The sequence below is a fragment of the Massilimicrobiota sp. An142 genome (assembly GCF_002160725.1).
GTDB classification, from domain to species: domain Bacteria; phylum Bacillota_I; class Bacilli_A; order Erysipelotrichales; family Coprobacillaceae; genus Allocoprobacillus; species Allocoprobacillus merdigallinarum.
This window is the reverse complement of record NZ_NFLD01000002.1, coordinates 107,339-130,655: the sequence shown is the minus strand read 5'-3', so window position 1 is coordinate 130,655 and position 23,317 is coordinate 107,339. Positions and strand designations below refer to the sequence as shown.

The following is a 23,317-nucleotide window of genomic DNA, read 5'->3' as shown; positions in this document are numbered from 1 at the left end:
TGTAATAAAAATATCTTGACCAATATTAAAAACCAGGAAAAATATATTTCCATACAATTCCTGGTTAAATATTGTCATCTTAACTTAATGACATTGATCTTATGATAAGTTTCCTTGTTTATGATTTATGCTTCAATTGTTGCTTTCCATAACCCATGTAAGTTACAGTATTCGTATACTTCAATTGTTCCTTTATAATCACCAATTGCAAATACCGCTTCAGGTTGATCAGCAGATGTTAAATCTACACGTAAAACTTGACTGTTGAATACAGCAATGATTGTTGTAATTAAATGTTCATCAGTCATTGGATGTGAAACTTCACCAACTTTCACATGAAGTTTATCTCCATCTATAGATAATACAGGAACGTGTTTTTCTAATGCACCATCTGTTGTATTCGCTGTTAATTCTACCATTGGTTTTCCACAACAAACAACTGGTACTCCTTTATCAACAATTTTTTCTACTACATTTCCACAAATTGGACATACATATAATTTCATAATCTCTTTCTCCTTTCATGACAAGACCATTGTACCATGTCTTATTTATTATAGCTAATCATATGCACTTTTATTATTCTTTTTTTAATAACTGACAATATGTACGATATGTATAATTATCAAAACAAACAATATCTATTCTTTTGACATATTGACATGGATAGTTTTTAAGCGTTTCTATCGCAATTGTAGCTGCCTGTGATACAGGATAACGATAAGCCCCTGTACTAATTGAAGGAAAAGCAATATGTTGACATTGATATTCTTCAGCTTTTTCCAGACAGCGTATATAACAAGACTGTAATTGTTTGGCTTCATCATGTTGTCCATCACGATAAACCGGACCAACTGTATGAATCACATAACGTGCTGGTAAATGATAAGCCTTTGTGACTTTTGCATCCCCAGTCGCACATCCATGCAACAAACGACACTCAGCCAATAATTCAGGTCCAGCTTTGCGATGAATTGCACCATCCACCCCTCCACCACCTAATAAACTATTATTGGCAGCATTGACTATGGCATCACATGATATTTGAGTGATATCACCATGAATAATTTGAATTTTCATTTCTTTCACCTTCTTTTTTATTATAACAAAAAAGTCATTTGATAGAAACGACTTTTATGCTTTGATCCATTTTTTTATTTTTGTATCTTTTTGTTTCAAGAAATCTATAAATTCATGAACACTCACTTTTAAACAATCTTTTCGAATAATAATGATTTCATTTTTCTTTGCTAATAAAACATATGCATGTTCTGTCTGTGATAAAGTTTTGAGATGAGAGTAAGGAATCTTATTATCAATAGATGTCTGACAATTATGTACAACGACATATTCTCCTCCAAAACTCATTGTATATGTAATCTTCTGTTCATCAATTTCTTCTTTCATCAATTTTAACATTTCTTTGTAATGACTATGAATCAAAAAGAAACTTTCCCCAATACACACAGCACCTAAAACCAATAAAACAACACCTTGTAACATATTTTGATTAACGACATTTATAATACCTAAAATTAATGAAATCACACCTGTTAATGACAATAAATATTTTTGCCATGGAGCAATCATGTATTTTTTCACTTCTTTTAATAAATCTTCATCAACAATATTATGACTAATTTGAATTCTTTTCATATAACCCTTCCTCCAACAATACACCATTATCCTTCATAATTATGTCTTAGATATTAACTTTTATAAAATTTGATAAATAAAAACAATGATCGGCATTGTGATAATACAAAAAATGACAGACATAACATTCATGATACTCGTATAGCCTGGATGTTTATCATATAACTGGGCAAATTGGGTAATTGTTGCAGCAGCAGGAGCACTTGCAGCCAAAAGACTAATCAATAATATCTGATAAGCATCCTGATGAAAATTTTGTAATCCCAGCAAACGAAACGCCAAAATCACAGCCAAAGGATAAACAATCAATCTCAAAAAACAAATACCATAAACTCTTTTTTCTTTAAAAACAGATAAAATATCAATATTCCCTAATAACATTCCAATCACCAGCATACTTAATGGCCCCACCATAGAACCAACACTACTGACTGTATCGTGAATCAGTGCTGGAAAATGCCAGCGTGCTATAAACATAATCATTCCTAACATAATCGCTATAACATTTACATTCAAGATAATCTTTTTGAAATCATACTGCTTTTCATTACAAACCAGATTTTTTCCATGTGTCCATATTAAAATAGTTTGAACAACCATATATCCACTTGTATATAAAACCCATTCTTCCCCTAAAATAGAAGCTACCAAAGGTATAATCAGATTACCAGCATTAGAATAAATAAGCGTTGCTTTTTCTACAGGCATAAAATGAAAAATCTGCCCTAATAATTTTGTTAATGGAATGAAAATCAAATGAACGACAATGGCCCCAATAAAAGATAAAATCAATCCCATTAGCTTTTCATTTGTAAAATCAATCTGAAAAGAATTTAAAATTGTACAAGGACAAACAATATATAAAACAATTTTAGAAATCACTTTACTATCATCAGGTGGCAGTACACGACACTTTACAGTTAAATATCCTACAAAAATAATAAGAAATAATCCAAAAATATTTTGAGCTAATAAAAGACTTAATTCCATAAATTTCCTCTCCCACATATAGTATACTTATTTTTATCAAACACACATTTTATTTTCAGGTTTTGAAAACTTTTTATCATATTTCATTACAATTTTATGAATTATGATATAATCATTTTAGACTTATAACGAGGAGAAAAGAAATGAAATTAGAAAAAAGAAAAATTGTCATTATTGGATGTGGACACGTTGGTGTCAGTACTGCATTTTGTTTGATTAATCAAGGTCTATGTGATGAAATTGCTTTGATTGATTTGAATGAAGAAAAAGTTTTAGGAGAAGTTTTAGATTTATCTCAAAGTATTGAATATATGAATCGTAATACACATGTCAAAGTGGGACGATATCAAGACTGTGAAGATGCTCAAATTGTTATCATCACAGCAAGTGTTCCAACCCCTCAAAGTGGTAATGACCGTTTAAAGATGTTAGAACCATCTTTAAATGTCATGAAAAGTATTATTACTCAAATTAAAGAACATCATTTTGATGGACATTTGATTGTTGTTTCAAACCCTGTAGATTTAATGAGTTATTATGCTTATAAACTTTCTGGTTTACCAGCTAATCAGGTTATTGGAACAGGAACAACATTAGATACAGCCCGTTTAAAATATTTCATCGCCCAAAAAATCCAAGTTGATCCTCGCAGTGTTCATGCGATGGTCATTGGTGAACATGGAGATAGTGAAATGATTCCATGGTCAACTGTTCGTATTGGTGGTAAGGATATTTATAGTGTTGTTCAAGATAACCAGAGTCGTTTAGGACAAGAACCCTATCAACAGATGAAAAAAGATACAATTCAGGCTGGTTGGGAAATTTTCAATCGTAAAGGGAATACTTGTTATGGTATAGCCTCAAGTACAGTTGGTATTATTCGCACAATCTTACATAATGAAAACCAGATTTTACCTGTTTCAACATTGCTTCGTGGCGAATATGGTCAGGATGATTTATTTATCAGTGTGCCAGCCATCATTGATCGTAGTGGTGTTAGAGAAATTGTTGAATTACGCATGACACCACAAGAACAAGAAGAGTTCAATCAATCTTGTCAACGCTTAAAATCATTTTATGATCTTTTAAATCAATAGGACCTTTAAATAATTGAGGGGTCTAATCTAAAAAGCTTTAAATTAATAGTGGGGTATTTTGACCCCACTTTCATTTTAAAGCAGGAGGAACAATATTTGATTGGTGACTATCTGTCATCTTTTTTTATTACATTTTCCTCTTGGTTTACCAACTCTTTTCATCTTTTTTTCATGCTCGGTTGCAGTATGTTTTTATATGAATTTTGCGAATAGATGAACTTATTTCTAGCTCTTGCAAAGTTTTGCATTCCATTTGCATTACTGGTTGATCTTCTTGATATAGTTATTTTTTTCTCAATAGGTCTGCTAGATAGTCTTCTTTTTCGTAATATTGTTTGCAAACAAATTATAACAGGAGATTCTCATTTTATAAAAAGCAACCCCAATTTAAATTTAAAGCAAGAAAAGACAGACCCCTTTAAAAATTTAAAGGCTAGGGTCTGCCCCGCAAATATTTAATATACCAATCAATAGTTCTATGCTTAAACATAGAACTTTTTTATATCCATAAATGAATCATAATAGGCGCTAAAAACACAGTGAATATACCTGAAATCACAATGGATAAACTACTCATTGCTGCCTCAATTTCACCCCACTCAATTGCTTTCGCTGTTCCAATAGCATGAGCACTATTTCCTAATGCCAATCCACGTGCAACAGGATGATTGATATGGAAAACTTTAAAAATCGTTTTAGCAATCATCGATCCAAAAATACCTGTTAAAATGACAACACCTACTGTCATTGCCGAATGACCACCAAGTAATTCTGATACTCCAATAGCAATCGCTGTCGTAATAGATTTTGGCATCAAAGAATATAAAACTGTTTCACTTGTCTTCAACAAAATACAAAGAACCATAACACTCATCAAACCAGACAGACAACCACATAATAAGCTTACTATAATAGCTCCAAAATGTTTAACCAGGACTTGTGTTTGTTTATATAAAGGAATCGCTAAACAAACAGTTGATGGAGTCAATAAATATGTAATCATTTGTGCTCCCTGATTATATGTCTGAAAATCAATATCTAAAACATATAAAACAAAGATAGTCAAAAAAGCACTGATTAATAATGGATTCAAAAGAGAATAAGACCATCGCTTTCTTATTTGAACAGCCAACCAATATGTTAATAAACTTAATACAATGCCAAAACAAGATGTTTCAATCAATAAATTATTCATTGATATTTTTCCTTTCTATCATATATTGTGCAACTTTCCCTGTCACTACCATCACAATGACTGTACTTATAACAAGAACAATCATAATCACAGCTATGTTTTCAAATAATTCTTCTTTGACATTCATTAAACCAACAGCAGATGGAACAAATAAAACAGGCATAATCAAAATCAGCCAATCTGCAACATCTTCTATTGCTGATAATGGAATCATTTTTGTATAAAGACCAACTAACATGATCAACAATCCATAAACACTTGCTGGAATGGGTAATGGTAAAAAACTCAATAATTCTCCTACAAATGAAATCAACATAATAATAAGAAACTGATGTATATATTTCATAATGACCTCCTGTTGTGATACCGTGCAACATTATAACATGATTTGACTGATGATTATACTTTTTTTTATAAATTCATTTGCATTTTTATATTGAATAGATTTAAATATAGAGTTGAGGTGATCACAATGGCTTATCAAAAACAATATTATAAAAGAGGTTATTATGTTAAAAAAATCATTGATGATTATTGTGTTATAGATATCGAAACAACAGGTTTATCTTGGCAAAAAGATAAAATTATTGAAATTGGAATATTAAAGGTCAGAAACAAGGAAATCGTTGAACGTTATAGCCAGTTAATCAATCCCCAACAGAATATTAGTCCTTTTATCACTCAACTCACTGGTATTGATAATCAAATGGTAGAGGATATGCCTGTTCTCTCTTCTGTTCAAGATGACATTTTGCGATTTCTTGGACACGATTCAATTATTGGACATAATACAGCTTTCGATCTTAATTTTATTGCGAATCATTTTCAGATCAATTTATCTAATGAATATATGGATACGCTTCAATTTTGTAGAAAGGTTTATCCTCAAATGCCCCATCCTCGTTTAACAGACATGGTAGAATTTTTAGGGCTTTCTACAAATGAACACCGTTCTTTAGCAGATTGCATATCTACATATGAACTTTATGAACACCTTAAAAAAGAAATAATCAGACAACATATATCCATATAAATACCTCAAAAGCATAGCTGACTATCCATTATAAGTATTTGATTTTTATAATGTCTATATATAGAATATAGTCAAGGAGGCTTTCATATGATTCAAATGCTTACCAAAGAAGATATTCAAAAAAGTTTAGAAGATATGGGATGTTCATCCAAACAAGTTCAAGAATTTGTTGATGACTTTGAAAATCATCGTTTTGAATTTCTTTTCCTTTTTTTAAAAAAGAAAAGATATGAAATTCTAGATGAAGTGCATCAAAAACAAAAGAAAATTGATCATCTTGATTATCTGATTTACACTTTAAAAAATATTCAAAATAAAGCATAAGCTTTCTTAAAGGAGGTCAATATCATGCAAATCAAACAGATTATTGAAAATCAAACTTTTGATGAAGAAAGAGCTTTATACAACATACAAAATACTGAAGTGAGAAACTGTACTTTTGCTGGTCCTCAAGATGGAGAATCTGTCTTGAAAGAAACAAGACAAGTCAGAGTTGATCATTGTACTTTTTCGCTTCGTTATCCCTTATGGCATGTACAGGGTTATGAATTAATTCACAGCTCTTTAGATGAATTAACAAGAGCTCCTATCTGGTATTCTCATCATGGTTTGATTGATTCTTGTGATATTCAAGGTATAAAAATTTTAAGAGAATGTAGTGATACAATTGTTTCAAATTGTCAGATTCAATCACCAGAGTTTGGCTGGTTCTGCCAGGATATTTCTATTAAAGATAGTGAAATTCATTCTGAATATATGTTACTTCATAGTCATCATGTTAAAATTGATCATTTGAAATTTACAGGAAAATATTCTTTCCAGTATATGCATGACTTAGAAATTACAAATTCTTATTTAGATACAAAAGATGCCTTCTGGCATAGCAGTAACGTCATTGTTAAAGATTCTGTTGTCAAAGGTGAATATTTAGGGTGGTTTTCAAAAAATGTCACATTCATTAACTGTCAGATCATTGGAACACAACCACTTTGCTATTGTGAAAATTTGAAACTCATTGATTGTGAAATGATTGATTGCGATTTAGCATTTGAATATTCTGATGTACAGGCAACAATCAAAGGACATGTTGATTCTATTAAAAATGTCAAATCAGTAACAATTACGGTTGACAGTGTTGGTGAAATCATCAATGAAGATGCTGTTATGGAAACAAATGGTCAAGTGATCATCAGACAAGCCCCTATAAACAATCAGTCTATTTGTCAATGCTGTTGTTAAACGTTAACTGAAAAGTTAGCGTTTTTTTATTATCAATAATTGAACATTAAAAAAGTGAATCTCTGCAATGAAAATACCTTAACTTTTAGAAATTCACTTCTCTCTTCATTTCATGTTTTTAAATGAACATTTTTATTTCACAACAATATTCACGAGATTGTTATGCTTGATCAAAAAGCACTCTTAAAATAAGCATTTTTTTGATTTATCTTCTTACATCTAATAGACTATATAGTTATATATCTTTTAAAAACTGTTTCTATCATCTTTATGTCCAATTTTTTCTTCAATGTTTTAGGTTCCTAGTCCGGTGAGATAAAAAATCCTTTTGATACATCAGCGAAAAGATTAATAAAACAATTAAATAGCAAATATGAGGATAAACCCTAATACTATGGTATATTCGTATTGCGTAAATCGTAATTTTATCTATAACGATATATTAGGTAATTAAAAAAACTTCATTTTATTGTTCGTTGATGTTAAGTCCATTTTATAATTTATTGAAAATTGTCCTTGATATATATAAATTATTTATAGTTTTTAGTTGATATTTTTATAAAAGTTACATATAATACTAATGTAAATGGCACTCGGTGCGGAAGAAAGCTCACGATTATTCGTGAGCTTTTTCTATACTTAAAAATTTAATCATATTTAAGTATTTTTTTCTATCAGATATGGTTCTTAATTCATGTGTTTTAGGATTATAAAATCTTATTAATATTTCTAAACTGTTACAGTGCATTACACAATTTCTAATTGATACCAAACAGAAAACTTTATTTATAAAATCAGGAACTTGATCAACATTAAAAGTCATTTGGTATTTCTTTAAATCTTTAAATATTTTATTTTGTAAATTATGATTAAGACATGTAAATATTGTTAACATATTCCCTAAACTCATTCTATCAAAAAAAAACAATAGACATTTGCATATTTAAAAATATCTTTTTTTAAAGAATCTATGTGATTATTCATATGCGATATTCTAGTTTTAGTATATCGTAATTCTAAAAAAGAAAACTGAAGTCTCAATGAATCAAGAAATAATTGAAGCTGATTAGAATCTCTAATATCATTAGATATTAATATATGATATGCTGTGATTGTCTTAAAGTGAATTTCAAAATCAAGTATATTAGAAATGATTGTTGGATATCTTTTTCTTTCATCTCTGAATAAAGAATAGTATTCATTAAAATCAACATCTCTTTCATATACATGATTGCCATTAACTTTTTCAACCTCTTTGTTTTCATTTAGTTTTGCAAATTTATGTTTAAATGACGTAATAATATGAATGTAATTATATTCTAATAATTTATCTTTTGCTGTATCTTTATCCATACAATCAAATTGTACTCTTTTATTCTTATTTAAATACTCAATTTGTTCAGAAATTGTTTTAGCAATTTTATATTGTTGATAATCGCTGTTATCCATATTGCCACTTCCTTTGATTTGTTTTCTAACTATTAAAAATATTTGACGATTTTATTAATATATACATTTTATCAAAAATAACAACCAAATTAAAATAACAAATTAATTTCAGTTAAATTTCTTATAAAATCTAGACATTTTAATTAACTAGTTAAAACATATCTTTGACGAAAAAACTGAATAATTAATTATAAAAAAACATGAGAATATTATAGAATTATCAAATATGCCTTAAACAAAATCCTATATTTAATCAAATCTGACTCTATAAGTTTTTGTAATATCATTTTCAATAAACGGTTCAATAAAACCAGTAATGTCGTATGAATAGTTTACTATTAGTTCATTCATATATGAGGTCACAGCATTTTTTACATGCAGTTCTTCATTCTTTTATCTAGAGTTATATATGTCGTTTGTACAATGTATCAATTTTATACAAAAAGAGTAGAGATTATATTTTGAAATCAAATAATAAATCTCTACTTAAATAACTTATAAAAATATAATTATTTCACAACAATATTGACAATCTTATTTTTCACAACAATAATTTTCACAATATTCTTTCCATCAGTATGTGTTTTTACATTATCTTGAGCTAAAGCTTCCTGTTTCACGACTTCATCATCTTCATCTTTATTCACAGTGATTTTAGCACGAAGTTTTCCATTAACCTGTACAGCCATTTCAATTGTTGACTGTTCCAACATAGCTTCATCATATGTTGGCCATGGTTCATAAGCTAATGTTTCATCATGTCCAAGTAACTGCCACATTTCTTCACAGACATGTGGAGCGATACAGCTTAACATTTTGACTAAGTTTTCAGCATATGGACGATAAACAGTTTTAGCTTTATAAGCTTCATTAACAAAAATCATCATTTGTGAAATAGCAGTATTAAATCCTAATGTTTCATAATCATGAGTGACTTTTTTGACAGTAGAATGATAAACAAAGTCTAATGAATGATCATTTTCATCACTTAATTTATCAGATTCTACAATCAAACGATACACACGATCCAACCATTTTCTAGCACCGTCAACACCTGTTTCACTCCATGGTTTACTTGCTTCCAAAGGTCCCATAAACATTTCATAAACCCTTAATGTATCAGCCCCATAAGTTTGAACAATATCATCAGGGTTAATGACATTCCCTTTAGATTTACTCATTTTTTCACCATTTGTTCCTAAAATCATACCTTGATGATATAATTTCTGGAATGGCTCAGGATGTGACAAATATCCTTTATCATATAAATAACGATTCCACATACGAGAATATAATAAGTGTCCAACAGCATGTTCTGGTCCACCAACATATAAATCAACTGGTAACCAGTAATCCAATAACTTTCTATCAGCAATCGCATGATCATTATGTGGATCAATGTATCGCATATAATACCAGCTGCTTCCCGCACTTCCTGGCATTGTACTTGTTTCACGTTTTCCAGCTTTTCCATTCACAGTGACATTCACCCAGTCTGTAGCTTTATCCAATGGTGATGCTCCACTCTTAGAAGGTGAGTAATCTTCTAATGGTGGTAAAATCAATGGTAATTCATCATCTGATAATGCAACGGAAGTTCCATCATCAAAATTAATCACTGGAATTGGTTCTCCCCAGTATCTTTGACGTGCAAAGATCCATTCTCTTAAACGATAATTCACTTTCTTTTCACCACAATGATGATCAGTTAACCATTGAATCATTGTTTCAATGGCATCTTCTTTATTCATACCATTTAAGAAATCAGAATTAATATGATTTCCATCCTGTGTCCATGCTTCTTTTGTGACATCTCCACCTTCAAGCACTGGAATAATTTCAAGACCAAATTTATTCGCAAATTCCCAATCACGATCATCATGAGCAGGAACCGCCATAATAGCACCAGTTCCGTATCCTGCTAAAACATAATCTGAAATCCAGATAGGTATTTTCTTTTGATTCACTGGGTTAATCGCATAAGCACCAGTAAAGACACCTGTTTTATCTTTATTTAATTCAGTACGTTCTAATTCAGATTTTGTGGCACAGACTTTCACATAGGCTTCAATCGCTTCTTTTTGTTGTGGTGTTGTAATCTTAGCTACCAATTCATGTTCAGGAGCTAACACACAATAAGTTGCGCCAAAAAGCGTATCACAACGTGTTGTAAACACAGTAAACTGTTCATCATGTCCATCAACTTGAAAATGCACATGAGCACCAATAGATTTTCCAATCCAGTTTCTTTGAATTTCTTTGGTAGATTCAGGCCAATCAACATCCTCTAAACCAGCCAATAATTTTTCAGCATAAGCAGGAATATCAATAACCCACTGTTTCATATTCTTTCTAATAACTGGGTATCCCCCACGTTCACTTTTTCCATCAATGATTTCATCATTAGCTAAAACAGTTCCTAATTCTTCACACCAGTTTACTGGAATATCCACATTTTTAGCTAAACCATCTTCATAAAGTTGTTTAAAAATCCATTGTGTCCAATGATAATAATCAGGATCGCAAGTAGAAATACATTTATCCCAATCAAATGAAAAACCTAACATCTTTAACTGATGTGTAAAAGTTTCAATATTATGACGTGTAAATCCTTCAGGGTGATTTCCTGTTTTAATCGCATATTGTTCAGCTGGTAATCCAAAAGCATCAAATCCCATTGGATGTAAAACATTATATCCCTGCATTCTTTTCATACGTGACATAATATCTGTTGCTGTATATCCTTCAGGATGTCCAACATGTAATCCTTGTCCTGATGGATATGGAAACATATCTAAAGCATAGTATTTAGGTTTTGAAAAATCCCAAACATCAGTATAGAAAGTCTGATGTTCATCCCAATATTTTTGCCACTTCTTTTCAATGGCTTGATGATCAAATGGCATCATTTATCCCTCCTTATAATATAAAAAGCCGTCCTTCTAAGGACGACTTGATCGCGATACCACCTTAGTTCATATATGGAATCCATATATGCTCTCAAAACTTTAACGCAGTTAACGACAAAGACTACTCTTTTCATCTTTGTATCTCCAAGGCGAGTTCATTGTCTAACCTGTCTATTTCCACCACCCATAGACTCTCTAAAAAGTATCAACAACTACTACTCCTTTTCATCGATTCTAAACACAGAATATTATATCATATGTTTATTATTTTGCAAATCTTTTCTTAAATTTTAGGAAAATGATACATAACAATAGCTCCAGCAATCGCAACATTTAAAGATTCGATGGCTTGAATAGGAATATATAAGTGAGCATCACATGCATCTAAAACAGCTTGGGAAACACCCTGTCCTTCATTACCTAACACAAAAGCCATTTTGTCTTGTGGCTGATAGTGATGAATAGGTTGTGCCTGATGTAATGATGTTCCATAAACTCTGACATCATTTTGTTGGAGTGACGTGATAGCTTCTATCAAATCCATTTGACAGATGGACATTTGAAAAAGTGCTCCCTGTGTTGCACGAATGACTTTATCATTATATAAATCCACACTATTATAGGACATGATAATTTGATCATAGCCCAGTGCTAATGCTGTTCTGATAATTGTTCCTAAATTACCAGGATCTTGAATATTATCCAATAACAGATAACGCTGATGATTGGTATTGAAAAGACGATGATGTGGTTTATGACAGATGGCCATAATAGGTTGTGGTGTCTTTGTAAAAGCGAGCTTTTCCATGACATTGGAAGATACATAAATCGTTGGTTCTTCAAATGTTTCATGAAGCGTTGTAATAATTGTTTCAATACAATTGGCTTTTTTAGCTTCTTCAACCAAATGATACCCTTCAATTAAAAATTGATCTTCTAAATCACGGTATTTCTTTTGTTTCAATTTCATGATTTTTTTTATTGTTTCATTTTGTATAGATGTAATCATGTATGCTTCTCCTTTAAACGTTTTTGAATTTCCTTATAACAAGGCATTCTTTGAGCTATTTCCTGATAAAACAAAGCAGAGTGATTAGGCTGTAAAAAGTGTACGAGTTCATGAAGAATGACATAATCAATAAGTTCTTTTTCCAAATGAATAAGTCCTAAATGAAAAGAAACACGATGATCACGATAATAACAGCTTCCCCATCGACTCTTATATTTTTTAATCTCAATCAAAGGCATATCTAAATCAAAATCATAAGCTAAATAAGCAATGATTTTCTCTTCAATGTAATCATGTAATATTTGACGACACATTTTTTCAATACATGTTTGTATATCACGATGATAAACATAAATATCCCGATGATGAAATTGACATTTTTTTATTCCTATATCATGTAAAACAATACGATATCGCTGATTAAAAATCAAGACATATCCATGATCACAATATTGAGCATAAGGCTGATAAGCATTGATTTGTTTCAGTATGCGTTTTTGATAAGTCTGTATTGTTTTTTCAATATATTCTAATGGTGTTCCATAAGGTGCACTGACAAATAACATTCCACCTTTAACACGCATACGTATATTTTTCATATACTTATATGTTAACTGATATGTTATCGTTTCACCATTTAATAAGATTTGATACTCTTTCATAAAACTCCCTGTATAAATCAAAATATTTATCCCATATTATATAAGAAAGGACTGATAAAATGCGTGAAGCACTTTTAATGAATCTCAAAGGATTTTCTCCAGCACAACTCCAAGAAACGATTGATGAAGGTATTGCTTCTCAAGAAGAAACAATTCTTGTTGGTTTAGGTGTTCTTTTTGAAGAATACTATAATTCTTTGGATCAGACTTCTAAACAACATTTTTTACAAAGCCTGAGTGCTCTTTTATAGACCATTTGATGGTCTTTTTTTATGAATATATAATTGTTTCACTTGTCTTAATGCAATAAACAGACATAAGAAAATAAAATTCCATTGAAATAAATCCAACATTGGAACAAAGAACAAAATAATCGCAATCAAGCATAAAACAAGAATAAATTTATATGTCAGAATATTTTCATAAGTATCAAATATGATTTTTGATATTTCAAAAATCATATAATCCAATAACCATAACAATAAAAAATATAATGTTGTATAAATATTGACTAAAAATAATCGTTGAATAGCTTCAAAAAATGAACATTCATAATATGATATCAATGATATCATAAAAGATATAAAAGCAATAACCAAAGTAGATAAAGCATTTCTCAACATATATAATGTCATTTTATCTTTTTTTCCTGGTGTCATAGTTATTCTCCTTTTTGAATAGGACTTAAAGGTAATGTAAAAGTATAAGGATGCAAATCATCTTCACTTTTCATTAATGTTATTACACAACATAACTGCATATCAAATAATGATCCTTGACCATCATAATATCCAATTTCTTCCATCTGATCATTTAAAAAATCTTCTGTTTTTCCTTTTAAATAAACAAATCTTTCATAATCATTAATATTCACTTCATGATTCTGTTCATGAGAATACATATAATTAATAATCATATAAGGATATTCTTTAGCAAGATCCTGATCTTTACTTGAAAAAACTCCTGTTTTTAACCAATTTTCAGTCACATATACATTGGTTAATGTATAATCTTTATTTGCTGAAGTATATGTCAACATATCTTGATTTTTTAATTCTATTGTCTGATCATAAGTCGTTTTGTTTTGACGATTGACTGATATTTGCAGTTTTGCATTTTGAATATCTTCTTCTAAAAAGACATCTTCACTTTCTTGTTCATCTAATGTCACGACCTGATCATCATTTTGAATCTTAATTTTCTGAGATAACTGATGTTCCTGGGATAAAATCAAAGTCAAGGTTACTTCATCATTCTTTTTAAAAACTTGCGATTTTAAAGGCGTAATGCGTGCATGACCATATCCCTGTGTTTGACCATCTTGATAAAATTGATATCCATCAACAACAAATTCATCATTTTCACCACGCAAACAATACTGATAATCTAATCTTTCTACATATGTATGAAACATAAAATTAGGATACCAGAAAAACAGTGTTGCGATTAAAAGAGCGAGTAAAATTAATGATAAAGTAAGTTGTTTTTTGACTTCATTATTCATACCATCACCAACACCCATTATATATTTTTTACAAAAAAAAGGAAAGACCTTTTCGCTTTCCTTATGAAGAACCTAAAGTGACATTGACTGAAGATGTCGAACCATTACGATTAATTGTTAATTTTATCGTATCACCAGGATTTTTAGAATAAAGTTCCGTCAAGAAATCCTTATATGATTCAATATCTTTACCTTCAATTTGTGTAATGACATCTCCTACTTGAATACCTGCTTGACTCGCTGGTGATTGACTTTGTACATCAGCAACATAGATTCCTTTATTTAAATTTGTTTGAATACGATACATATAAAGTTCATATGAAGAATAACTATCTAACGATACAGCTGAAATCCCAATAGTTGGACGATTCACTTTACCTGTTTTAATAATTTCTTCAACTAATTTAACAGCATCATTAATTGGAATAGCAAAGCCCATACCTTCAACTTCTTCAGAAAGTAATTTCATAGATGTAATACCAACCAATTCTCCAGCAGCATTGACTAATGCTCCACCACTATTTCCTGGATTGATCGCTGCATCAGTCTGAATAACATTCATATCCCAGTCTTCTCTACCATCATCATTCAAATCAACAGATACTGTTCTTGATGGAGCAGATACAATCCCTTGAGTAACTGTTCCCGCATATTCAATACCTAATGGACTTCCCACAGCAAGAACAGGTTCTCCTGCTTCTAATAAATCAGAATCTCCAACTTTATAGGCTGATACATCAAAATTAACTGTCATTTTCAAAACAGCAATATCACCATACTCATCACTACCTAAACATTCAGCTCTCACTGATTCACCATTAGAATAGATGACTTCAATAGATTGAGCATTTTCAATAACATGGTGATTTGTAATGACATATACTGTTTTTCCATCTACTTTGTAGATGACACCACTACCACTACCAGCAAGTTGGTTATTTTGATAAACTGCAACACCAACAGCGGATTCCTTGGCACTTTCAATAACATCTGTTAAATCAGATTGCACATCATAATTAACTGTTTGAACAGTCGCATTAGATGAAGAAGCAGAATGACCACTTCCCTGATTCCCTAAGACTTTATACATCAAAAATCCATTACATCCTAATGATACAATCAATAATAACACAACAAAGATTTTAAATAGCTTATTTTTATTCATATGTTTCATCATTTATCTTTCCTTTCCATCATCAGATGATTTCTTTTTATATTTTTAATATAATATATAAATACCTTAACATTATTTTAAAAATGTGTGAAAATGTCAAAATAATGTCTATTCAAGGAGTTTCTTGATTTCTTCCATATGTTCTAAAGCTAATTGATAGCCATATTGATAAATACGATCAATCTTCTGTAAATCTTTTTCAAAAGAATCAATTTGAAGTTCTTCACTTGGTCTTAAAATAATCGCCTGTCCCTGTTGTTCTAACTGTTCACAATAAGCCAATGTTTCATTATATAAAAGATGTCTTGTTAATAAGGGTTGTACTAATTGAGGATATTTTTTCTTTAATAAACGACTCGCAACAACATTAGCCTTTGATAGTGTTTTTTGATATCCTTTAGGTCGCGTTAGGACAATCAATAGTTTCTGATGTCCATCCTCCATAGCTTTTTTAACTGGAATAGGATCACAGATTCCTCCATCATAATATTTCTTACCATTTAAAGAAATAACTGGAAAAGCAAAAGGAATGGCACAAGTTGCTTTCAACATTGTACATTTTTCATCTAATTGTTTTCCATCCAAATATTCACATTGACCTGTTTCCACATTGGTCACACCAACTTTCACTTGAGCTGGATTATTTAAAAATGTATCCCAATCAAAAGGATAGATTTCGTTAGGAATCGTTTCATAAGCATACTTTAATCCAAATAAACTACGATCATGCAAATAGTTACGAAGTCCCACATATCTTTTATCATGACGATGATTCATTAAAATATCATAATTACGTTTTGGCTGCTTAGATACATAAGAAAAACCATCTGTAATACCTGCTGATACTCCAATAACATAAGGAAAATCAACACCATAATCATTCAATGCATCCATCACACCACTAGAAAAAATAGGACGAAAAGTTCCTCCTTCTAATACAAGAGCACCCATTAGCGTTTATCCTCTACCATAGACATATACATGTCTTCGTCAAATTCCTTTAAGAAAGCAACCAGCATATCAACAGTCGCTTCAAAATCATCAAGATGAATCATCGTATAATGAGAGTGCATATAACGTGTCGGGATAGAAATAGTTAAATTCATGACACCCTGTCCCACTTTACTTAACTCTCCTGAATCTGTTCCACCTGCCAAATCCATATCAAGCTGATAAGCAATATGGTGATTTCGACAAATATTTTCTAATTGTTTTAATAAACCAGTATGACCAATCACACTGCCATCCATCACACATAATGCGACACCATTTCCCAATCTGACATCGCCCTGTTCCCCGCCAGGAAGATCATACGAAAAAGTCACATCAATGGCTAAAGCCAAATCCGGTTGAACCATTTGTGCCACTGTTTTAGCACCACGTAATCCCACTTCCTCCTGTACTGTTCCTGCTACATAAAGAGTGGGATAAATCTTTTCATGATGCAAACGTTTCATAACTTCTACCATGACTGCGACTCCAATGCGATCATCCCATGCTTTGGAAAGTACACATTTTTCATTTTGCATCATGATAAAATCAGATACAGGCGTTACAGGATCACCTTTACCAATTCCCATATCTAAAACATCCTGTTTAGAAAAAGCTCCTACATCCAAATATAAGTCATCTACAGTAAGCACCTTTTCTTTAGGTGTCTGTTGTTTAAGAGCCATGACACCTTTTATGTTTTGACCATCACGTGTTTCAATATTCATTAAAGATGATGGTAAATGACGTGGATTCCATCCTCCTACAGGCTGAACCTGTATAAATCCATGTTCATCTATATTTTTAACTAAAAATCCTATTTCATCAACATGAGCTGTTAATAAAACCTTAAATGGGCTCTCTCCATTTTGAATCGCTATTAAACTTCCTAACCCATCATATTGTATTTCATCTGCATATTCTTCTAAATATGTTTTCATTAATCTTGTTATATGTTTTTCATAGCCAGAAATACCATTGGCTAAACTGAACTGTTTCAACATTTCTAAATCAGCCATTTTTTCAACCTCCTGTTTTCTATTATACCTTATTTTTATATCATCACAAGAGTCCTAAAAATTATTCCCATTTTTTCTCCAAAAAAACAAAAAGAGGGAAAATCCCTCTTTATTTTGCTAAAGCTTTTTTTGCTGTATCTACAATAGCAGTAAATCCTTGAGGATCTGCAATTGCGATTTCAGATAACATTTTTCTGTTAATTTCTACATTAGCTAATTTTAAACCATGCATTAATTTTGAATAAGAAATATCATTCATTCTTGCAGCTGCATTAATACGTGCAATCCATAATTTTCTCATTTCACGTTTTAAATTTCTTCTATCTCTATATGCATATTCTAAAGAGTTCATGACTTGTTCATGAGCTGTTTTATATAACGCATGTTTAGAACCAAAATATCCTTTGGCTAATTTTAAGACTTTCTTTCTTCTACGTCTAGTTGTATATCCACCTTTAACTCTTGCCATTTTTTATCCTCCTATTCATTACCCTTGTAATCTAGATTTAATACGTTTCATATCTGAAGGGTGTACTAAAGTTGCTTTTGCTAAATGTTTCTTTTGTTTATGAGTCTTGTTATGAGATAAATGTGAAACATACGCATGTCCACGTTTATATTTTCCTGAACCAGTTCTTTTTAAACGTTTTTTAAGTCCACTATGAGATTTCATTTTTGGCATAATAATATCCTCCTGTTATTTTTTCTTTGGTGCTAATATAGCAGTTAATGTTCGTCCTTCTAATTTGGCAGGTTTTTCAATCACACAATAATCTGCACATTCAGCGACGAAATCATCTAGTATTTTTTGACCAATATCAATATGAGCGAGCTGTCTACCTCTAAAGCGAACCGCAATTTTAACTTTATCACCAGCTTCTAGCCATTTCAATGTTCTTTTTAATTTGACATTTTTGTCATGAACATCAATCGTTGGTGATAATTGCGTTTCTTTTAAAGAAACAGTTTTAGAATTCTTCTTCATTTCTTTTTGTTTCTTTTGTTGTTCAAAACGATATTTTCCATAATCCATAATACGACATACTGGTGTTTTGGCTTTTGGTGCAACACACACTAAGTCTAAATCTTCATCATATGCTGTGTTAATAGCCTGATTACGTGACATGACACCTAACTGGTCTCCATTTTGATCAATCACTAGAACTTCTTTGAAACGAATCTTTTCATTCACTAAATCGTCATTTGATTGATTGTTATACTTGCTAATAATAGCCACCTCCTATAAATTGTGTAGTTTAAACAAAAAGTGAGCACATAAAGCACCCACACATTGACATTAAGATATTCATCTTAGTGACATAAGCCTAGCATCATAAACACTCAGGCGAGAAGTAGGCACTTCTTCTTTCCACTACTTTTCATTTACTGTCATATCATAATAGATTTTTGATGATATGTCAATCTTTTTCTTAATAATATTGTTGAGTTTATCGTTTTTTGAATAGTTTTTCAAAACTTTGTGGTGTTGGTGATACAAAACGCATTTCCTTTTTAGTCAAAGGATGAATAAACATAAATTCATGCGCATGCAATCCCAGTCTTTTTAAAGGATTTGAAGTAGAATGATATTTGTCATCACCCACAATAGGATGATGTAATGAAGAAAGATGGACACGTATCTGATTTTTACGTCCTGTATCCAAATAAACTTCCAGCATACTCCATTTTGGACAAGAGCGAATCACACGATAATGTGTAATGGCTCTTTTTCCATTCTGTTTGCTTGTTATATAAACATTTTGAGTTTTCGATTCTGCCAGATAATTATCTATAGTTCCTGATGGTTTTGACATTTTTCCTTCCACAATCGCAATATAACCTCTTGTTTTAACATATTGATTCCAATGATGAGTTAAAATATCATATAGCTTTTTTGATTTGACAAACATCAAAATCCCAGAAGTATATTGATCTAAGCGATGAACCAAAAAGATATTTTCATTTTTTGATGTTAAATACTTTTTCACAATAGCATAGGCTGTCTTTTGACTTTCTTTGGTTGTCGCTTCACTTAATAAACCACATGGTTTATCAATAACAATCAATTCTTTATCTTCATAAAGAATAGGAAAAGGCAAAGCATCTTTCTTTTTTTCAATAGAAACAATTTGCCCCTTCTTTAAAGGATATGCATAATGCGTCTGAATATGTCCATCTACATAAATACATTGAAATTTGAGAAGATTTTTTAGTTCAGAACGTTTCTTAGATGTTTGTTCTAATAAAAACGGTAGTAATGTCGTTGACGTTTCGACTTTATATTCCATGAATCATTTCCTCCATATGATCATAAACACAGTTTCTTAAATTCTCTTTGCCTTTTTGAAGAGCTTGTGATAATGGCATGGATGATGGTGTTATGCTCCAGACATTTTGAAAACCTAACGTCTTTAATACATCCAAGTCTTCCACACGACCACAAAAAGCATAAACATTTTTATGATATTTTTGAGCCAGCTGTAAAACACCATATGGTGTTTTTCCATATTGTGTCTGATAATCCATCTTGCCTTCACCTACAATCACACAATCACATGAGGCAATAGCTGATTCTAAACCGACCATTTCACTAACAATATCAAAACCACGTTTTAAATGTCCCTGACACAACAACAATGCATAACCGAGTCCTCCTGCTGCTCCTGCTCCTGGTTCGTTATGAAATGACACACCTAGCTGCTTTTCAATAAGATCACTATAATGTTTCATGGCCTGATCGATTTTTTGACAATCATGAGGAGCTAATCCTTTTTGCGGACCATAAACATATGTTGCACCCTGTTGTCCACATAAAGGATTGGAAACATCACAAACACCTATGATTTCAATATCTTTGAGTCGTTTTTGGAAATGACTCCAATCCATAGAAACAATCTCTTCAAGTCCAGCCATTGTCAATGGGACCGTGAGATGCTGGTCATTGAAAAAAGATACACCTAAAGCCGCTAACATACCAATGCCTCCATCATTTGTTGCACTGCCTCCTAAACAAATCATGATACGTGATATAGGAAACTCTAGAGCCTTTAAAATCAATTCTCCTAATCCATATGTTGTGGTCAAATATGGGTTTTTATCTTTTTCATCTAAAAGTTCTAATCCGCAAACCTGAGCACATTCTATAATAGCCAAATCTCCAACAATTCCTAATGGCGCTTTTCGCTTTTCAAAACAAACACCTGTCACTTCATATTCGTAAATACGTCCATTCATAGAATGAATCAATGTTTCTAGCGTTCCTTCTCCACCATCTGCCAGTGGTAGACATTGTGTGACAATCGCATCATCATAATCTTGAATAGCCTGTTTGATTTGCATACTGGCTTCTAAAGCACTCATACTTTCCTTAAAAGAATCAGGCGCAATCACAATCTTCATTTCTCCACCTCCAAAAAAAGAGTAGATTATTCTACTCTATAAAATACATGTTGAATTTCTCATTACAAAAGCTTTTAATAAAATCTCAATCAAGACAATAATCCATAAAGGAATAGCTGTCCAGCTTAATGCGACAATTAACATTGCTATCTTAACAACAACAGTTAAAATATTATTCATAACTGCAATTGTACGCATATGACGTGCAATAACAAAAGTTTCATAAACTCTATTTAAATTGGCATCAATCAATACAATATCACTATTTTCTACAACTTTTGGATCAGCAAGTCCACCACGAGAAATACCGACATAACTCTTCTGTAAAAGTTCAATATCCTTAAAAGTATCACCAATATATACAATTGGTCCTGTTAAAGAATCCATTTTTTCCATTTTTTCTTCATTTGTCAGATTGTTATAAATCATATATTGATCATCTTCTAATGCCACTGGACCATCATTATAAATAACTAATGTTCTTCCCATATGAGATAGCTTTTTAAACAGATTTAATTCCTCATTTGTGACCTCTACCCCATCAAAACGGTCATAAACAATAGTCTGAGCTGCATTCACTGAATCTAGCCCCATTGATGATTCAACAATAATTCCATTTTGAAATGCTTTCGCAAATCCTGCCAACATCCCTAAAGATGTTGCCTGATCACTTGATAAAGCGCCAGATATAACAAGGAAGATGGCTCCAACATGAATATATGCTCCATAATCTTCAAAATTAACAAGTGGTAAAACAATACCTAAAAGAAGTCCTAAAACAGTCATAACAGGTGTATAAAATTGTGCTAAACGTTTTGTATATTTTTCTACTTTTGATTCATAGACTGGTGCTACACTGGCAATATTCATTAAATTCATGTAGTTAGAACTTTCATAAGTTTCATCAACCTGCACATAAATAGGCATATCACCAACATTGACATCACCACTACGCACATGACTTCCTTCTTTCACAACAACAGGTTCATATGTACTGGTATTAGAATAAGTGCTCATTGCTGAAACACCTTTATGAATAGTCCCTGGAATAGAAACAGTTTCTCCTGGTTTAACCACCAGAATATCACCAATTTCTACATCATATAAAGAAACTTTTTCTTCTGTATCATCTTTCCATTTGATTCCTGTTTCAGGCATTTCCACAGCGTTATCAATTTTAAGTAAAGAACGTTCTAGAACTTTATTTAAAAATGGTGTCGACAGTTCATAAAGAATCAAAGCAAAACATGTTTCAATGTAAGCTCCTGAAACAATTCCAAAAACCATCGCTATAAATATGATAAGAGATTCACTCAAAAACTTCTTAGATAAAATATCTCCCCAAGCTTTTTTTAATAAAGGTGTTCCTAATAAAATGACTGTCACCAACCATAAAACAGGTGTCATCCATGTATGATCTTTAGATGTTACCAAAGCCAAAGCAATCACAACCAATAATATTCCCACACGAATATATGTATGCAAATATTTTTCATTAAAGACATCCTGTGAACGAATAGGACGATGATGTTCAATGATTTCCACAGAAGGATTGATCTTAAACAATTCTTTTCTTAATAAACTTAAAACATCACGTTGATTAGATGTCAGTAATAACAGCTTGTTTTGTGCATCATAACGTACATTTTGATATCTATGATCTTTTTCTATTCTTTCAACCAAAACATAAATATCATCTTCTGTAATCATATTTTTAAACATGAAATAATATTGACGATCTTTCTTTTTCGCAAAATCATATTCACGTTTTTTACCATCAATGACCTCTTTGACAACCAAATCTTTATTTATACTTTGAATAAGACTTAATAAAGCATCAATATCAAGACAATGAAAAACAATACTATCTTTATTAACCTTAATATGCGAAACTTGTTCTTTTTCATTTAATTTCAAACTTAAATGATTCAATTCTTCAACCGATTGAATATGAGAGATTTCAAAAGTCTTTTTTGTCAATACAATCACCCT

Annotated in this window: 26 protein-coding genes and 2 other annotated features; of the genes, 5 read left to right on the top strand and 21 right to left on the bottom strand. The window is 31.2% G+C overall.

Going from position 1 to position 23,317, the window contains the following annotated elements:
• Positions 1–125: 125 nt before the first annotated feature.
• From B5E87_RS01755 to B5E87_RS01740, 4 genes are all read right to left on the bottom strand, one after another.
• The gene (locus B5E87_RS01755; protein ID WP_087243221.1) at positions 126–506 is read right to left on the bottom strand and encodes a desulfoferrodoxin family protein; all 381 of its coding nucleotides are present in this window, start codon (positions 504–506) and stop codon (positions 126–128) included.
• 73 nt (positions 507–579) lie between these two features.
• The gene (locus tag B5E87_RS01750; protein WP_087243220.1) at positions 580–1,080 is read right to left on the bottom strand and encodes an O-acetyl-ADP-ribose deacetylase; all 501 of its coding nucleotides are present in this window, start codon (positions 1,078–1,080) and stop codon (positions 580–582) included.
• A gap of 54 nt (positions 1,081–1,134) precedes the next feature.
• Positions 1,135–1,656: a hypothetical protein gene (locus tag B5E87_RS01745; RefSeq protein WP_087243219.1), complete on the bottom strand. Its 522-nt coding sequence runs from the start codon at positions 1,654–1,656 to the stop codon at positions 1,135–1,137.
• A gap of 60 nt (positions 1,657–1,716) precedes the next feature.
• The gene (locus B5E87_RS01740) at positions 1,717–2,646 is read right to left on the bottom strand and encodes an AEC family transporter (protein WP_087243218.1); all 930 of its coding nucleotides are present in this window, start codon (positions 2,644–2,646) and stop codon (positions 1,717–1,719) included.
• A 143-nt stretch (positions 2,647–2,789) separates the two neighbouring features.
• Here B5E87_RS01740 and B5E87_RS01735 point away from each other — a divergent pair, with 143 nt between their 5' ends.
• Entirely contained in the window at positions 2,790–3,743 is a 954-nt protein-coding gene (locus B5E87_RS01735; RefSeq protein WP_087243217.1) for an L-lactate dehydrogenase, read from the top strand.
• 499 nt (positions 3,744–4,242) lie between these two features.
• On the opposite strand, the gene B5E87_RS01730 is transcribed toward B5E87_RS01735, so the two are convergent.
• Both B5E87_RS01730 and B5E87_RS01725 read right to left on the bottom strand, forming a co-directional pair.
• Entirely contained in the window at positions 4,243–4,938 is a 696-nt protein-coding gene (locus B5E87_RS01730; protein ID WP_087243216.1) for an LrgB family protein, read from the bottom strand.
• Positions 4,931–5,284, bottom strand: a complete 354-nt coding sequence (locus B5E87_RS01725; RefSeq protein ID WP_087243215.1) for a CidA/LrgA family protein — start codon at positions 5,282–5,284, stop codon at positions 4,931–4,933. The genes B5E87_RS01730 and B5E87_RS01725 overlap by 8 nt, the downstream gene beginning before the upstream one ends.
• 126 nt (positions 5,285–5,410) lie before the next feature.
• On the opposite strand from B5E87_RS01725, the gene B5E87_RS01720 reads away from it, so the two are divergent.
• The 3 genes from B5E87_RS01720 to B5E87_RS01710 all read left to right on the top strand — a co-directional run bounded on the left by B5E87_RS01720 (position 5,411) and on the right by B5E87_RS01710 (position 7,210).
• Positions 5,411–5,971 carry a 3'-5' exonuclease gene (locus B5E87_RS01720; RefSeq protein ID WP_241147110.1) on the top strand — a complete coding sequence of 187 codons (561 nt, stop codon included), beginning with the start codon at positions 5,411–5,413 and terminating at the stop codon, positions 5,969–5,971.
• A gap of 87 nt (positions 5,972–6,058) precedes the next feature.
• Positions 6,059–6,295 (top strand): hypothetical protein, encoded by a 237-nt coding sequence (locus tag B5E87_RS01715; protein WP_087243214.1) that lies wholly within the window; start codon positions 6,059–6,061, stop codon positions 6,293–6,295.
• Between the two features lie 24 nt (positions 6,296–6,319).
• Positions 6,320–7,210: a DUF3737 family protein gene (locus B5E87_RS01710; RefSeq protein WP_087243213.1), complete on the top strand. Its 891-nt coding sequence runs from the start codon at positions 6,320–6,322 to the stop codon at positions 7,208–7,210.
• Between the two features lie 906 nt (positions 7,211–8,116).
• On the opposite strand, the gene B5E87_RS01700 is transcribed toward B5E87_RS01710, so the two are convergent.
• The 4 genes from B5E87_RS01700 to B5E87_RS01685 form a co-directional block, all read right to left on the bottom strand.
• Positions 8,117–8,659 carry an Abi family protein gene (locus B5E87_RS01700; RefSeq protein ID WP_087243211.1) on the bottom strand — a complete coding sequence of 181 codons (543 nt, stop codon included), beginning with the start codon at positions 8,657–8,659 and terminating at the stop codon, positions 8,117–8,119.
• A gap of 509 nt (positions 8,660–9,168) precedes the next feature.
• Entirely contained in the window at positions 9,169–11,565 is a 2,397-nt protein-coding gene (gene leuS, locus B5E87_RS01695) for a leucine--tRNA ligase (RefSeq protein ID WP_087243210.1), read from the bottom strand.
• 35 nt (positions 11,566–11,600) lie between these two features.
• Positions 11,601–11,806: a binding site (T-box leader), on the bottom strand.
• Positions 11,807–11,851: 45 nt separating this feature from the next.
• The gene (locus B5E87_RS01690; RefSeq protein ID WP_087243209.1) at positions 11,852–12,577 is read right to left on the bottom strand and encodes a TrmH family RNA methyltransferase; all 726 of its coding nucleotides are present in this window, start codon (positions 12,575–12,577) and stop codon (positions 11,852–11,854) included.
• Positions 12,574–13,239, bottom strand: coding sequence for a M48 family metallopeptidase (locus tag B5E87_RS01685; RefSeq protein WP_087243208.1), 666 nt, complete (start codon positions 13,237–13,239; stop codon positions 12,574–12,576). The genes B5E87_RS01690 and B5E87_RS01685 overlap by 4 nt, the downstream gene beginning before the upstream one ends.
• Positions 13,240–13,298: 59 nt before the next feature.
• Here B5E87_RS01685 and sspI point away from each other — a divergent pair, with 59 nt between their 5' ends.
• A complete protein-coding gene (gene sspI / locus B5E87_RS01680; RefSeq protein WP_087243207.1) occupies positions 13,299–13,490 on the top strand; it encodes a small acid-soluble spore protein SspI in 192 nt (63 codons plus the stop codon).
• Here sspI and B5E87_RS01675 read toward each other — a convergent pair.
• From B5E87_RS01675 to B5E87_RS01625, 11 genes are all read right to left on the bottom strand, one after another.
• A complete protein-coding gene (locus tag B5E87_RS01675; protein WP_087243206.1) occupies positions 13,485–13,898 on the bottom strand; it encodes a hypothetical protein in 414 nt (137 codons plus the stop codon). The genes sspI and B5E87_RS01675 overlap by 6 nt on opposite strands.
• A 2-nt stretch (positions 13,899–13,900) precedes the next feature.
• Positions 13,901–14,761, bottom strand: coding sequence for a hypothetical protein (locus B5E87_RS01670; protein ID WP_087243205.1), 861 nt, complete (start codon positions 14,759–14,761; stop codon positions 13,901–13,903).
• 43 nt (positions 14,762–14,804) lie between these two features.
• A complete protein-coding gene (locus B5E87_RS01665) occupies positions 14,805–15,908 on the bottom strand; it encodes a S1C family serine protease (RefSeq protein ID WP_241147109.1) in 1,104 nt (367 codons plus the stop codon).
• 117 nt (positions 15,909–16,025) lie between these two features.
• Positions 16,026–16,868 carry a patatin-like phospholipase family protein gene (locus B5E87_RS01660; protein WP_087243203.1) on the bottom strand — a complete coding sequence of 281 codons (843 nt, stop codon included), beginning with the start codon at positions 16,866–16,868 and terminating at the stop codon, positions 16,026–16,028.
• The gene (locus B5E87_RS01655; protein ID WP_087243202.1) at positions 16,868–17,926 is read right to left on the bottom strand and encodes a M42 family metallopeptidase; all 1,059 of its coding nucleotides are present in this window, start codon (positions 17,924–17,926) and stop codon (positions 16,868–16,870) included. The genes B5E87_RS01660 and B5E87_RS01655 overlap by 1 nt, the downstream gene beginning before the upstream one ends.
• 109 nt (positions 17,927–18,035) lie before the next feature.
• Entirely contained in the window at positions 18,036–18,395 is a 360-nt protein-coding gene (gene rplT, locus B5E87_RS01650; RefSeq protein WP_087243201.1) for a 50S ribosomal protein L20, read from the bottom strand.
• An 18-nt stretch (positions 18,396–18,413) separates the two neighbouring features.
• Positions 18,414–18,608 (bottom strand): 50S ribosomal protein L35, encoded by a 195-nt coding sequence (gene rpmI, locus B5E87_RS01645; RefSeq protein WP_087243200.1) that lies wholly within the window; start codon positions 18,606–18,608, stop codon positions 18,414–18,416.
• A 15-nt stretch (positions 18,609–18,623) separates the two neighbouring features.
• Positions 18,624–19,163: a translation initiation factor IF-3 gene (infC, locus tag B5E87_RS01640; RefSeq protein WP_087243199.1), complete on the bottom strand. Its 540-nt coding sequence runs from the start codon at positions 19,161–19,163 to the stop codon at positions 18,624–18,626.
• 16 nt (positions 19,164–19,179) lie between these two features.
• Positions 19,180–19,300 (bottom strand) — a sequence feature (ribosomal protein L20 leader region).
• Between the two features lie 74 nt (positions 19,301–19,374).
• Complete coding sequence (locus B5E87_RS01635) at positions 19,375–20,214, bottom strand: RluA family pseudouridine synthase (protein WP_087243198.1); 840 nt, start codon at positions 20,212–20,214, stop codon at positions 19,375–19,377.
• Complete coding sequence (locus B5E87_RS01630; protein WP_087243197.1) at positions 20,204–21,325, bottom strand: glycerate kinase; 1,122 nt, start codon at positions 21,323–21,325, stop codon at positions 20,204–20,206. Before B5E87_RS01630 ends, B5E87_RS01635 begins: the two co-directional genes overlap by 11 nt.
• 36 nt (positions 21,326–21,361) lie before the next feature.
• The gene (locus B5E87_RS01625; protein ID WP_241147108.1) at positions 21,362–23,305 is read right to left on the bottom strand and encodes a P-type ATPase actuator domain-containing protein; all 1,944 of its coding nucleotides are present in this window, start codon (positions 23,303–23,305) and stop codon (positions 21,362–21,364) included.
• Positions 23,306–23,317 lie beyond the last annotated feature (12 nt).